Annotated in this window: 11 protein-coding genes and 16 tRNA genes; 4 read left to right on the top strand and 23 right to left on the bottom strand. The window is 42.4% G+C overall.

Annotated elements, in window-relative coordinates; genetic code table 11:
- The first annotated feature begins 97 nt into the window (after positions 1-97).
- Complete coding sequence (mrcB, locus tag C9J46_RS06695) at positions 98-2575, top strand: penicillin-binding protein 1B (RefSeq protein WP_107206588.1); 2478 nt, start codon at positions 98-100, stop codon at positions 2573-2575.
- A 137-nt stretch (positions 2576-2712) separates the two neighbouring features.
- Here the strand turns inward: mrcB and C9J46_RS06690 are convergent.
- From C9J46_RS06690 to mutY, 18 genes are all read right to left on the bottom strand, one after another.
- Positions 2713-2788, bottom strand: a tRNA-Thr gene (locus tag C9J46_RS06690).
- Positions 2789-2835: 47 nt separating this feature from the next.
- A tRNA-Phe gene (locus tag C9J46_RS06685) sits at positions 2836-2911 on the bottom strand.
- A 57-nt stretch (positions 2912-2968) separates the two neighbouring features.
- Positions 2969-3044: transfer RNA gene (locus C9J46_RS06680), tRNA-Thr, on the bottom strand.
- 11 nt (positions 3045-3055) lie between these two features.
- Positions 3056-3131 (bottom strand) — tRNA-Asn (locus tag C9J46_RS06675).
- Between the two features lie 43 nt (positions 3132-3174).
- Positions 3175-3250: transfer RNA gene (locus C9J46_RS06670), tRNA-Phe, on the bottom strand.
- A 55-nt stretch (positions 3251-3305) separates the two neighbouring features.
- A tRNA-Thr gene (locus C9J46_RS06665) sits at positions 3306-3381 on the bottom strand.
- 50 nt (positions 3382-3431) lie between these two features.
- Positions 3432-3507, bottom strand: a tRNA-Asn gene (locus C9J46_RS06660).
- A gap of 42 nt (positions 3508-3549) precedes the next feature.
- A tRNA-Phe gene (locus C9J46_RS06655) sits at positions 3550-3625 on the bottom strand.
- A gap of 376 nt (positions 3626-4001) precedes the next feature.
- Positions 4002-4077 (bottom strand) — tRNA-Asn (locus C9J46_RS06650).
- Between the two features lie 43 nt (positions 4078-4120).
- Positions 4121-4196, bottom strand: a tRNA-Phe gene (locus tag C9J46_RS06645).
- A 55-nt stretch (positions 4197-4251) separates the two neighbouring features.
- Positions 4252-4327, bottom strand: a tRNA-Thr gene (locus C9J46_RS06640).
- An 11-nt stretch (positions 4328-4338) separates the two neighbouring features.
- A tRNA-Asn gene (locus C9J46_RS06635) sits at positions 4339-4414 on the bottom strand.
- 43 nt (positions 4415-4457) lie between these two features.
- Positions 4458-4533, bottom strand: a tRNA-Phe gene (locus C9J46_RS06630).
- A 55-nt stretch (positions 4534-4588) separates the two neighbouring features.
- Positions 4589-4664: transfer RNA gene (locus C9J46_RS06625), tRNA-Thr, on the bottom strand.
- A 50-nt stretch (positions 4665-4714) separates the two neighbouring features.
- A tRNA-Asn gene (locus C9J46_RS06620) sits at positions 4715-4790 on the bottom strand.
- 42 nt (positions 4791-4832) lie between these two features.
- Positions 4833-4908 (bottom strand) — tRNA-Phe (locus C9J46_RS06615).
- A gap of 172 nt (positions 4909-5080) precedes the next feature.
- Positions 5081-5353 (bottom strand): oxidative damage protection protein, encoded by a 273-nt coding sequence (locus tag C9J46_RS06610; RefSeq protein WP_006647282.1) that lies wholly within the window; start codon positions 5351-5353, stop codon positions 5081-5083.
- Positions 5354-5482: 129 nt separating this feature from the next.
- Positions 5483-6547, bottom strand: a complete 1065-nt coding sequence (gene mutY / locus C9J46_RS06605) for an A/G-specific adenine glycosylase (protein ID WP_107290682.1) — start codon at positions 6545-6547, stop codon at positions 5483-5485.
- A gap of 287 nt (positions 6548-6834) precedes the next feature.
- On the opposite strand from mutY, the gene trmB reads away from it, so the two are divergent.
- The 3 genes from trmB (at position 6835) to C9J46_RS06590 (ending at position 9073) form a co-directional block, all read left to right on the top strand.
- A complete protein-coding gene (trmB, locus tag C9J46_RS06600) occupies positions 6835-7572 on the top strand; it encodes a tRNA (guanosine(46)-N7)-methyltransferase TrmB (RefSeq protein WP_045153679.1) in 738 nt (245 codons plus the stop codon).
- A 115-nt stretch (positions 7573-7687) separates the two neighbouring features.
- A complete protein-coding gene (gene glsB, locus C9J46_RS06595) occupies positions 7688-8608 on the top strand; it encodes a glutaminase B (RefSeq protein ID WP_107206590.1) in 921 nt (306 codons plus the stop codon).
- Positions 8609-8656: 48 nt separating this feature from the next.
- Positions 8657-9073, top strand: a complete 417-nt coding sequence (locus C9J46_RS06590) for a hypothetical protein (protein ID WP_107206591.1) — start codon at positions 8657-8659, stop codon at positions 9071-9073.
- Positions 9074-9137: 64 nt separating this feature from the next.
- Here C9J46_RS06590 and hemW read toward each other — a convergent pair whose 3' ends face one another.
- The 5 genes from hemW to C9J46_RS06565 all read right to left on the bottom strand — a co-directional run bounded on the left by hemW (position 9138) and on the right by C9J46_RS06565 (position 12428).
- Complete coding sequence (hemW, locus tag C9J46_RS06585; RefSeq protein ID WP_107287287.1) at positions 9138-10301, bottom strand: radical SAM family heme chaperone HemW; 1164 nt, start codon at positions 10299-10301, stop codon at positions 9138-9140.
- On the bottom strand, positions 10302-10895 hold the full coding sequence (locus C9J46_RS06580; RefSeq protein WP_107290681.1) for an XTP/dITP diphosphatase: 594 nt from the start codon (positions 10893-10895) through the stop codon (positions 10302-10304).
- A gap of 118 nt (positions 10896-11013) precedes the next feature.
- Positions 11014-11439 carry a DUF4426 domain-containing protein gene (locus C9J46_RS06575; RefSeq protein WP_107290680.1) on the bottom strand — a complete coding sequence of 142 codons (426 nt, stop codon included), beginning with the start codon at positions 11437-11439 and terminating at the stop codon, positions 11014-11016.
- Between the two features lie 144 nt (positions 11440-11583).
- Positions 11584-11877 (bottom strand): DUF167 family protein YggU, encoded by a 294-nt coding sequence (gene yggU, locus C9J46_RS06570; protein ID WP_005371336.1) that lies wholly within the window; start codon positions 11875-11877, stop codon positions 11584-11586.
- Positions 11874-12428 (bottom strand): YggT family protein, encoded by a 555-nt coding sequence (locus C9J46_RS06565; protein WP_005371338.1) that lies wholly within the window; start codon positions 12426-12428, stop codon positions 11874-11876. Before C9J46_RS06565 ends, yggU begins: the two co-directional genes overlap by 4 nt.
- Positions 12429-12433: the final 5 nt, after the last annotated feature.

The following is a 12433-nucleotide window of genomic DNA, read 5'->3' as shown; positions in this document are numbered from 1 at the left end:
AATCAGGTATAGTGTTCATTATTAGCCATAATCACGTTTTTAGGAGCAATGGTTGTTGCTCCTATTTTAAGATAGGAATGACCTTAGTTGATGCATTATGATTAAGTTGCCTCTTCATTTTCAGTCAAGAAAGCATGTTGCACCGCCCAAAGACAGTGGTGGAAAAAAGCCGACGACACCACGAAAGAAAACCCCAGTAAAACCTACAGCAAAAAAGCCCACTAAACGTACTCCTGCTGCGAGTGCGACTAAAAAGGCGCCAGCTAAAAGAACAGCCAAGAAAAAAACAAAAAAATCGGTTAAAACAGATCGTCCCTGGTTACGTAAACTGGGGTGGCTGAGCTTTAAAATCGGCTTAGTGGTTGTTGCCGCAATGCTGGTGATAGGGATTTACCTTGATACGATTGTACGTAATAAAATGGATGGTCAAATATGGGATTTACCGTCTGTTGTTTATGGTCGAGTATTAACACTTCGCCCAGATCAACATATCAGTATTATGGATGTGCGCCGTGAATTGGATTTATTGAAATACCACAAAGTGCACACGCCAACCCGTATTGGGGAATACTCTGCTTCATCAACTCGCATTGAATTGATCCGACGTCCTTTTGATTTTCCTGAAGGAGCTGAGAAAAAACAGCATGTGTTACTGACGTTTTCGGGCACTACGTTAACAAGTATTAAAGATCTCATCACCAAGCGTTCGTTAGGCTATTTCAACATTGAACCTAAAATGTTAGGCATGTTGGGCCTTTCAGGCAATGAGCAGCGTATTTTTATGAAGCGCGATGAGTTTCCACCACTCTTAATTGATGCATTGCTCGCAACAGAAGATAGAGATTTCTATCAGCATGATGGTGTATCACCATTGGCGATCATTCGTGCCATGTTCGTGAACTTACGTGCAGGTCGAACGGTACAAGGAGGCAGTACCTTAACTCAGCAGCTCGCGAAGAACTTATTTCTAAGTCGTGAACGTAGCCTATGGCGTAAAGTTCGTGAGGCCTATATTGCGGTTATTATTGATTATCGCTATAGCAAAGATCGGATATTAGAAGCTTACCTTAACGAGATCTATCTTGGTCAAAATGGCGGTAAAGAAGTTCATGGTTTCCCATTAGCAGCAAGATTGTATTTTGGTCGTCCATTAGAAGAGCTCACATCAGCACAGTTAGCCATGCTGGTGGGCATGGTGAAAGGGCCTTCTCAGTTTAACCCTTGGCGACATCCAGAGCGTACGCTAGAACGCCGTGATTTAGTCCTTAGCTTATTGCTGAAAAATAACACCCTTACTGGAGCTGAATATGAAGCTGCGGCTTCAAGCCCATTAGGGGTACAAAAGACACCGAAGATCGCGAGTCGACAACCTGCTTATTTCCAGCAGCTACAACGTGAATTAGAGCGTGATGTCGGTGATATTTACAAGTCAGGTAAAGGGCTACGTATCTTTAGTACCTTAGACCCATTATCACAGCAATCAGCAGAGCAAAGTGTTGCCGCAATGGTGCCAAAGCTGAATAAAAAAGCAGGGCTTAAAGTCGAAACAGCAATGGTGGTTGTTGATCGCCTAAGCGGAGAAGTACGTGCTATTGTCGGTGGTAGTCGCCCAGGTTATGCAGGCTTTAACCGTGCGTTAGATGCGAGCCGTCAAATAGGTTCATTAGCCAAGCCTGCGGTGTATTTAACGGCATTGAGCGAGCCTAATAAGTTCAATCTAGCAACCAGCTTGGATGATAAGTCGATTGTATTACGTGGTAGCAAAGGTACTACATGGCGACCACGAAATTACGATCGTAAGTTTAGAGGGCAAGTACCACTTTATTATGCGTTAGCGAACTCATTGAATGTGCCTACCGTTAATCTGGGTTTAAAAGTTGGGCTGGGAAGTGTGATTAATACTATGAGCAAACTTGGTGTCGATCGCGATGAAATTCCTAAACTGCCATCAATTCTGCTAGGTTCATTTACCTTATCACCTTATGAGGTGGCACAAATGTTCCAGACCATCACAAGTGGTGGTCGCAGAGCAGATTTAACGGCATTGCGCGCGGTTGTTGATCAGAAAGGTAGGATTCTTTATCAAAACTACCCTAAAGCCTCTCAAGTGGTGCCAGAGCAGGCAGCATGGCTAACAACCTATGATATGAAGCGAGTCGTGAGTCAAGGTACCGCACGTTACTTACAGAGTAAATTTAGTGCCGCGAAATTGGCAGGTAAAACGGGGACCACGGATAAAAACCGTGATAGCTGGTTTGCAGGTGCTGATGGGCATGAAGTGGCGGTAGTATGGGTTGGACGTGATGACAATACGCCAGTGCGTTTAACGGGCTCTAGCGGTGCATTAAGAATTTATGCTGATTACTTAACCCGTCGTAAGCCTGCACCATTAACGCTGCCATGGCCTAAGCAGATCACCACCATGAAGTATGATAAGCAAGCCAATGGCACATTAATACCAAACTGTAACGGAAGTGTCTCCTTGCCGGTTTGGGATAAAAATGGGCAATTAAAAGCGCAGTGTTCAAGCAATAAACCTGCCGCTTGGATCACTAATATGTTCACTGGTGGTTAACCGCGTGTATTCATCATTATAGGTAAAGCCTCGCTCATGTAGCGGGGCTTTTTTTGTCTCAAAGGGGGGATGTGATTAGAAAGAGGAGATTTTCTCAAGACGAAAAAAAACCTCATCAAAGATGAGGCTTCAAAAGATGGTGCCGACTACCGGAGTCGAACTGGTGACCTACTGATTACAAGTCAGTTGCTCTACCTACTGAGCTAAGTCGGCACGTTTTGTTCTTTTTGTCATAACGTCAATAACGTTACTTTTTAATATGGTGCCTCGAGGCGGAATCGAACCACCGACACGAGGATTTTCAATCCTCTGCTCTACCGACTGAGCTATCGAGGCAGAAGTAGTGATGGTTAAGTCTCTACTTTTGCATTCTTACGTGAGTAAGAAAATAAATGGTGCCGACTACCGGAGTCGAACTGGTGACCTACTGATTACAAGTCAGTTGCTCTACCTACTGAGCTAAGTCGGCACACTTTATTTTGGCTCCTCTTGCTGGACTTGAACCAGCGACATACGGATTAACAGTCCGCCGTTCTACCAACTGAACTAAAGAGGAATTGTCTCTTTTATCTGACTTGACGTATCAAGTGAGATGAATATGGTGCCTCGAGGCGGAATCGAACCACCGACACGAGGATTTTCAATCCTCTGCTCTACCGACTGAGCTATCGAGGCAAACACAGCAATTACATTGCTATTTTTGCATTTCTTACGTGAGTAAGAGAATAAATGGTGCCGACTACCGGAGTCGAACTGGTGACCTACTGATTACAAGTCAGTTGCTCTACCTACTGAGCTAAGTCGGCACACTATATTCTTTTAATTTCCCCGCTCTGTTGAGCCAAGAAATAAATAGTGGCTCCTCCTGCTGGACTTGAACCAGCGACATACGGATTAACAGTCCGCCGTTCTACCGACTGAACTAAGGAGGAACAGATTGTGGTTGCTTTGCACCATACTTCGAAAGGGAAGTATGGTGCCTCGAGGCGGAATCGAACCACCGACACGAGGATTTTCAATCCTCTGCTCTACCGACTGAGCTATCGAGGCAACGGAGCGCATTAAAAAGGTTTTCGGTCTTTGCGTCAATGCTTTTTTTCTAAATAATTATCAACTTTGTCTTTTTTGTTCCGTTTGTTTGAAAAGTAAGCTTTTATTAGGGGGGAATACCTATTTGAACATTAGTTTGTGAAGCAAGTAATAGAAATAATTAAAGATTATTTTGTGAAATATCGAAAGAAAAGGAGTCATTATTAAGTCTTTAACTGAAAAGATCGCATTGCAGGTAAGGCGATTAAAAAGATCGTGGAGTAGTGATTTTGAGAGGAATTATTTTATCTAAAAATAGTATTGGAGAAGGGAAGGTGAGAAAAGTTAGCAAATTTAAGACGAAAAAAAACCTTGTCTTGCGACAAGGTTTCTTAACTGGCTCCTCCTGCTGGACTTGAACCAGCGACATACGGATTAACAGTCCGCCGTTCTACCAACTGAACTAAGGAGGAATTATCTTTTTTATCTTACCTGACGTATCAAGTGAGATGAATATGGTGCCTCGAGGCGGAATCGAACCACCGACACGAGGATTTTCAATCCTCTGCTCTACCGACTGAGCTATCGAGGCAAACACAGCAATTAAATTGCTATTTTTGCATTTCTTACGTGAGTAAGAGAATAAATGGTGCCGACTACCGGAGTCGAACTGGTGACCTACTGATTACAAGTCAGTTGCTCTACCTACTGAGCTAAGTCGGCACACTTTATTTTGGCTCCTCTTGCTGGACTTGAACCAGCGACATACGGATTAACAGTCCGCCGTTCTACCAACTGAACTAAAGAGGAATTGTCTCTTTTATCTGACTTGACGTATCAAGCGAGATGAATATGGTGCCTCGAGGCGGAATCGAACCACCGACACGAGGATTTTCAATCCTCTGCTCTACCGACTGAGCTATCGAGGCAAACACAGCAATTACATTGCTATTTTTGCATTTCTTACGTGAGTAAGAGAATAAATGGTGCCGACTACCGGAGTCGAACTGGTGACCTACTGATTACAAGTCAGTTGCTCTACCTACTGAGCTAAGTCGGCACACTATATTCTTTTAATTTCCCCGCTCTGTTGAGCCAAGAAATAAATAGTGGCTCCTCCTGCTGGACTTGAACCAGCGACATACGGATTAACAGTCCGCCGTTCTACCGACTGAACTAAGGAGGAACAGATTGTGGTTGCTTTGCACCATACTTCGAAAGGGAAGTATGGTGCCTCGAGGCGGAATCGAACCACCGACACGAGGATTTTCAATCCTCTGCTCTACCGACTGAGCTATCGAGGCAACGGAGCGCTATTAAAAGGGTTTTCAGCCTTTTCGTCAACACTTTTTTTCATAAAAAAAGATAAACAGTGTCGTTTGTTGGCTTTTTGTTCGTTGTGGTGTGATTTTGATATTCATTATTGAGATTTCATCAAGTTAAGCAAATTAAGAGATGAAATCTCAATTATAAATTTTATTTTTCTGGCGGCGTGTAACCGTCGATAATCACATCTTGACCTTCAAACAAAAACTTCACCATTTCAGTTTCTAATAACTGGCGATGTTCAGGGTTCATCATGTTGAGCTTTTTTTCGTTGATCAACATGGTTTGCTTACCTTGCCATTCAGCCCATGCTTGCTTAGAAATATTATCAAAAATACGTTGGCCTAGTTCACCTGGGTAAAGTTGAAAGTCTAAACCTTCAGCGTCTTGTTGTAGTCGAGTACAAAAAACAGTACGACTCATGAAATATTCCTTACTGTAACTCGCTGATATACAGGCTCAGCGAAAATGAGTGATTAGTTGATAGTTATACCAGAGTCAGTGACTGGCATCTAGCATCACTGAGCGGAAATAAAAGCGGTAAAAACCGTCTTATTTTTGATGGTTTAACGAGTATGCCAAACTGTCCAAAATTTTCTGTACTGGTGCTGCTAATCCGATTTTTGGTGGATTATTAAGATCATACCATTGACCTGAAGCTTCATTGATTTCTGTAGGTTGTGATTTAAGTTCGTATAAAATCGGCACGATATCAAGATGATAATGGCTAAACGTATGACGAAAAGCAGTTAATTGACTTTGCTGTTCGATAAGTGACAGTTGTTGACCTAATTGTTTGTCTAATAGCGACGTTAAATCAGCATTGTCATGTTGAGGGAAGCACCAAAGACCACCCCAAATACCGACCTGTGGGCGTTGTTCTAACCAAACTTTATCGTCGCATTGTAAAATAGCGAACCATGTTTGTTTTTCAGGCAAGGTTTTTTTGGGTTTTTTACCCGGAAAATCGGTTTGTCGTAATTCTTTGAGTGCAATGCATTGTGTGCTTACGGGACATAATTCACATTTAGGTTTACTACGGGTACAAATCATTGCTCCCATATCCATCATGGCTTGGTTGTAGCGCTCAACGCCCTTTTCGGGCGTATTTGTTTCTGCTATTTGCCATAACGTGTTTTCAACGGTTTTCTTACCAGGCCAGCCTTCAATCGCGTAACAACGGGCAAGTGTACGTTTCACATTGCCATCTAAAATAGGGTGATGTTGAGCGAGTGAGAGTGACAGAACCGCACCAGCCGTTGAACGACCAATACCCGGTAATGCTTGGACTTGATCGATATCTGTTGGGAAAATGCCGTTATGTTCACTAACAATTAACTGCGCTGCTTTATGGAGGTTACGTGCGCGAGCGTAATAGCCGAGCCCAGTCCATAAGTGTAAGACTTCATCTTGCTCGGCAGCCGCTAAGTCTTGCACGGTAGGGAAGCGCTCCATAAAACGTTCAAAGTAGGGGATCACGGTTGCTACTTGGGTTTGTTGTAGCATGATCTCTGAAAGCCATACTTTATATGGGGTTTTGTTTTGTTGCCAAGGTAGAGTTTTGCGGCCGAATTTGTCATACCACGCTAAAATGGCATCGGAAAATGTCGTACTCAATGTTGTGCTCACTTTACAGTTTATAGCTACTTATCTTTTATACTGCGCAAAAGGATATGGCATTTGCCAATGAAGAATAGCTATCGAGTTATTTTTGCTACACAGTGAAAATTGGTGTCCGCTAGTGCAATCACTTATACTGCAAACAGAAGTGCAACGTTATTTATTGTCTATTATGGGCAAGATTGCACCATAAACTGGCCATTGTCGCAATTGATAGACTTGAATTGAGTCGATAACTTTGGATAATGCCGATCCGTTTCTTTTTTGTTTGGATAGTTATTAGCATGAGCGAAGTTTCAAAGAAGTCAGGTGAAGTGACCCTGACCGAATTTACCGAAGATGGCAAACTGGTTCGTAAGATCCGTAGCTTTGTCCGTCGTGAAGGCCGTTTAACTAAGGGCCAAGAACATGCGATGGAAAACAATTGGCCAACTATGGGTATTGATTTCGCCAAGCAAATGCTGGACTGGAAAGAAGTATATAACCGTGAAGCGCCAGTCGTGTTGGAAATTGGTTTTGGTATGGGGGCATCATTAGTTGAAATGGCTAAAAATGCCCCTGAGAAAAACTTTATTGGGATCGAAGTACATAGCCCAGGTGTGGGTGCGTGTCTAATGGGTGCGGAAGATGCGGGTTTAACTAACCTTCGTGTAATGTGTCACGATGGCGTTGAAGTGTTTGAATACATGATCCCTGATGGTAGTTTAGATACCGTACAGCTATTCTTCCCAGACCCATGGCATAAAGCACGTCACCATAAGCGTCGTATCGTTCAGCCTGAATTTGCTGAAATGCTGCGTAAAAAGCTTAAAATTGGCGGTATTTTCCACATGGCAACTGACTGGGAAAACTACGCTGAGCATATGGTTGAAGTGATGGATGCAGCGCCTGGTTACCGCAATACGGCAACAAACGGTGCTTATATTGATCGTCCAGAAGATCGCCCATTAACCAAATTCGAAGCTCGTGGTCACCGCTTAGGTCACGGCGTTTGGGATATGAAGTACGAGCGTACTGAATAATTTCTCTTTGGTATTATATGCTGAAGAAATAAGACATTATTGATTTAATGACGCTTGGTTAAATCAATGAAAAAGCCAACCTTGTGTTGGCTTTTTTCCCCTTGGAGAAAGAGATATGAAGCCAACAGCTACACTGCTAAATGAAATATTAGATGAAGTAAGGCCATTGATAGGTCAAGGAAAAGTGGCTGACTATATTCCGGCTTTAGCTAATGTACCTGCGAGTAAATTAGGTATAGCAGTGTGCTATAACGACGGAGAAATTATTCAGGCGGGTGATAGCCAAGAAGGTTTTTCTATTCAATCTATCTCTAAGGTGTTGTCGTTAACACTTGCAATGACCTTATATGAATCGGAAGAGTTGTGGTCTCGAGTTGGAAAAGAGCCATCAGGTCAAGCATTTAACTCCATGATCCAGCTTGAGCTAGAAAAAGGCATCCCACGTAATCCGTTTATTAACCCTGGTGCGATTGTGGTGTCGGATTTACTGCATAGTCGTTTATGTGCACCGCAATACCGGATGTTGGAATTGGTACGAGAGCTTTCTTGTAATCCGAATATTGTCTACGACAAAGTCGTCGCTAGCTCTGAAATGCAACATAGTGATCGTAATGCTTCCATTGCTTATTTAATGCGTTCATTCGGTAACTTTGATAATGAAGTGATGCCAGTGCTCACTAATTATTTTAGTTATTGTGCGCTCAAGATGAGTTGTGTCGATCTCGCCAGAACATTTAGCTATTTAGCAAATAAAGGGCTTCCTTTAGGCGCGAAAAAAAGAATTATCAGCCAAACTCAAAGTAAGCATATAAATGCATTGCTTGCGACTTGTGGTTTGTATGATGGCGCAGGTGAATTTGCCTATCGTGTTGGTATGCCAGGAAAGTCTGGCGTAGGTGGTGGTATTGTTGCGATTGTACCGGGTGAGATGACGATTGCAGTATGGTCGCCAGAACTTGATCAATCCGGTAATTCTGTTGCAGGGACTGCAGCGTTAGAGAAATTATCTGAGCGTATTGGACGTTCTATTTTTTAGTGAGCCCGTATACATAAACCGCGAGGCTCACATTAGGGGGAGAATCGTATGTTAATGAATAAGGGGTTTCACGAATTAAAAACATCGATATTAGGCGCAATAGTAGCGATGTTCAGTTTCTTTACGGTATCGGCTCATGCGGTTGAATGTGAGCCACTATGGCATAACTCACTGAGTTTAAATGAAGGACGGTTAACCTTAGTACAAGGTAAGCAAGAATTTATTGTGGATGCTAAAGGGCGGATGTTTTTCGATGTACATAAGGTCGCACTGAATCCTAAACAAACACAATTATTATCGGACTATTACGAGCTTTTAGATAATGACTTGCCCTATTTGTTGTCGCATTCTCAGCGTATTGATAAGCAAGTGTGTGAATTTGTTTCGCTACGAATAGAACAAGAACAACGGTTGCAAGATGCGATTCCTGCATTAAAAAACTGGCGCAGCGTAACATTAAATTAGTTAGTATCTAACCAGAGAAAAACGAGCACTGTGAATAACATAGTGCTCGTTTTTTTATTAGATATTATTCGTTATCATCGTCAACGAAGGCGGCTAGGAGATCATTTAAGAACAATTTACCGTGCTCGGTGATTTGCCAATGATCGCCCGTATCTTGGAGATAGTTTTGCGCTATCGCCCAATCAATTGTCGGCTCTATGGTTGTTAACGCTAAACCTGTTCTTGCGACAAAATCTTGCTTTGGACAGGATTCTAATAAACGAAAACGATTCATAAAGAACTCGAATGGACGTTCACCATCAGCAACCTTATTCTCTTGCGTTAAATACGGCTTATCCGCTTGTAAATATCCACGAGGGTGTTTGACTTTAACGGTACGGATGATTTGCCCATCAGCAAAACTGATTTTGCCATGTGCGCCACAACCAATGCCAAGGTAATCACCAAAACGCCAGTAGTTAAGGTTATGCTGACATTGTTTTCCCGGCTTGCTATAGCCTGATATTTCATATTGCTGATAACCGGCTTCTGTTAAAAGCTGATGACCTTGCTCAAAAATATCCCACAAGTCGTCATCATCAGGCAATGTCGGTGGTTTTGAGTAATACAGGGTATTGGGTTCAATTGTCAGCTGGTACCAAGACAAATGCGGTGGATCGAGCGCGATCGCTTGTTTTAAATCACTGATCGCATCATTCACGCTTTGATCTGGTAAGCCATGCATAAGATCGACATTAAAGCTGTTTAATCCCGCTTTCTTTGCAAGCCCTGCTGCACGAATCGCTTCATCTGCGCCATGAATACGGCCAAGACGTTCGAGTTTTTCATTTTGAAAGCTTTGAATACCAATAGAAATACGGTTTACACCAGCTTGGCGATAAGCTTCAAAACGACCCGCCTCTACCGTGCCAGGGTTGGCTTCCATAGTAATTTCAATATCATCACTAAATGGAATGCGTTGCTCAATGGCTTTTAATAAACGACCTATCTCACTTGGAGAGATCAAGCTAGGCGTCCCTCCACCAATAAAAATTGAATGGAGAGGTCGTGCTCCATTGATTAACTGATAAGCGCTAAGATCGGTTTCTAAGTCGTCAATTAAGGCATCAATATAATCAAGCTCAGGAAGATCTGTCTTTAAGGCGTGAGAGTTGAAATCACAATAAGGACATTTTTGTACACACCAAGGGATGTGGACATATAAACTCAGTGGTGGAGGTACAAGCATTTAATCGGCCTTTAATGCGCTAAACAATTGCTGTAGTGCTTTACCACGGTGTGATAGTTGCTTTTTACGAGCAGGTGGAAGTTGAGCTGAAGCACATTGATCTTCAGGTACCCAAAATACCGGATCGTAACCAAAACCATTTTCGCCATGACGTTCAGTTAAGATGCTGCCTTCCCAAGAGCCATGACAAACCAGTGGAGTAGGATCGTTTTCATGACGCATCATCACAAGCACACAATGGAAACGTGCAGTACGTTGCTCGGCAGGGACATCTTTCATTTCTGCAAGTAGTTTATTAATGTTGTCAGCATCTGATGCGTTTTCACCGGCAAAACGTGCAGAATAAATACCAGGAGCGCCGTTGAGGTAATCAACTTCTAAGCCAGAGTCATCGGCAATAGCTGGAAGGCCGGTTTCCTTTGCTGCATGGCGTGCTTTAATGATCGCATTTTCAATAAATGTGGTGCCCGTTTCAGCAACGGATGAAACGTTATAATCACTTTGCGCGACTACATCAAAACCAAAATCAGCCAGTAAATCGGCCATTTCTTTCACTTTGCCTTGGTTGCCTGTTGCTAGTACAAGTTTACTCATTTTGATGCCTTTTGAACGTCAAGCTATGTAATATTGGCGGCTATAATAACGGTTGTTATCGTAATAAAAAAGGCGCGAGTGCGCCTAGTGATTGTAGAAGAGATTGATGCTCAAGTGGTTACTTGTCAACGAAGAAGGTCTGCTTAAAGATCAGTGTTTCTTTTTTACCGTTAGAGAAAATAGTGATCGTAAAATTAAACGTTTCATCATTAGTGTGTTTAAATTCAGCAAGGTAATAAATTGATTTACCTTCTTTTATTTCTCTAAAATTTAACTTCTTTTGCTGCCCTAATACATTACGAGCAATACCGGTTAATTGTGCTTTAACCGCTGTTTTTTCTTCTTTACTGGTATCAAGAATTGCAATATTGACCAAGGCACTGTAACGGCTACGCTGAATTTTATAGTGGCTGGCAATCTCTGGGGTTAAAAATGTTGAGGCAAAACTAGAATAATGTACTTCTAAGTCGCCAAATTTTTTGAATTGTCCGGCATGGCTAGGTAGCGTGAAAACGAGCAGTAGCAGGCTGAGTAATATTTTCATGAACGATCCTTATCTTTCAGTGAGTCACTGAAGTATTTCCTTTCTGTCTCGATGTGTTGCTTGACTTGATGATTGTAGCTAAGAGTAAGGGGATAAAAAAAGCGAATATCGGTGATTGATATTCGCTTTATTGAACCAATCAAATTACATGATGGTGGCGATCTCTGAGGGAATAACTTTCGGAGCTTCAATCCGAATTTGTTTGTGCCGACCTTGTAAGCCTTTTTCTACATGAATTAGCCCCTTAGCGACCTTAAATTGTTTTGCAAGGTACTTTACTAAATGGGCATTGGCTTTTCCGTCTACCGGTGGTGCGGTAATGGCAATTTTTACTTCGTTGCCATGCAAGCCAACGATCTGATCGCGGCTTGCTTTCGGTTGGATATAAAGTCGAATAATGAGATCGTCATCATCACGAAAGATGGTCTTTTCTGTCACAGCATGTACCACACGTTACCAACTAAAGAGCCCATCGCGTAGTTAGCAAATTGTAGTGCAATAAAGATCACTAGAACACTCAGATCTAAACCGCCCATTGCAGGAAGAACGCGGCGAACAGGTGCCATTAGTGGTTCTGTTAATTGGTGCATGACATATTCGATAGGGCTTCGACCTTGGCTAACCCAGCTTAAGATTGCACGGATCAATAGTACCCAGAACAATAAACTACCAGCTGCTTTTAATAATGCTAATAGCCCTAAGAACAGGAAGCTTGGTTCAAAGGAAAAACCACCACTGCTGATTGAAATAATGATGATAAATTTAGCGACACACAGTACATAAGCAAACAGTACCGTTGCCATATCTAGCGAACCAATTGATGGAATCACGCGGCGTAATGGCGCAACGATCGGTTGAGTCGCTTTAACAATAAATTGTGAGAAGGGATTATAAAAGTCTGCACGAGACCATTGTAACCAAACTCGTAATAATACGACCATGATGTAAAGATCAAAGCCGGTTTGAACTAGATAAACGAAAGGATTCATAGATA

This window comes from Photobacterium sp. GB-36 (assembly GCF_003026135.1).
GTDB lineage: Bacteria > Pseudomonadota > Gammaproteobacteria > Enterobacterales > Vibrionaceae > Photobacterium.
This window is presented reverse-complemented; position numbering and strand designations above follow the sequence as displayed.

Excerpts from the sequence above, each read along its gene's own strand:
- mrcB (WP_107206588.1), top strand. The coding sequence starts at position 98 with ATGATTAAGTTGCCTCTTCATTTTCAGTCAAGAAAGCATGTTGCACCG.
- C9J46_RS06610 (WP_006647282.1), bottom strand. The coding sequence starts at position 5,353 with ATGAGTCGTACTGTTTTTTGTACTCGACTACAACAAGACGCTGAAGGT.
- trmB (WP_045153679.1), top strand. The coding sequence starts at position 6,835 with ATGAGCGAAGTTTCAAAGAAGTCAGGTGAAGTGACCCTGACCGAATTT.
- glsB (WP_107206590.1), top strand. The coding sequence starts at position 7,688 with ATGAAGCCAACAGCTACACTGCTAAATGAAATATTAGATGAAGTAAGG.
- C9J46_RS06590 (WP_107206591.1), top strand. The coding sequence starts at position 8,657 with ATGTTAATGAATAAGGGGTTTCACGAATTAAAAACATCGATATTAGGC.
- hemW (WP_107287287.1), bottom strand. The coding sequence starts at position 10,301 with ATGCTTGTACCTCCACCACTGAGTTTATATGTCCACATCCCTTGGTGT.
- C9J46_RS06580 (WP_107290681.1), bottom strand. The coding sequence starts at position 10,895 with ATGAGTAAACTTGTACTAGCAACAGGCAACCAAGGCAAAGTGAAAGAA.
- C9J46_RS06575 (WP_107290680.1), bottom strand. The coding sequence starts at position 11,439 with ATGAAAATATTACTCAGCCTGCTACTGCTCGTTTTCACGCTACCTAGC.
- C9J46_RS06565 (WP_005371338.1), bottom strand. The coding sequence starts at position 12,428 with ATGAATCCTTTCGTTTATCTAGTTCAAACCGGCTTTGATCTTTACATC.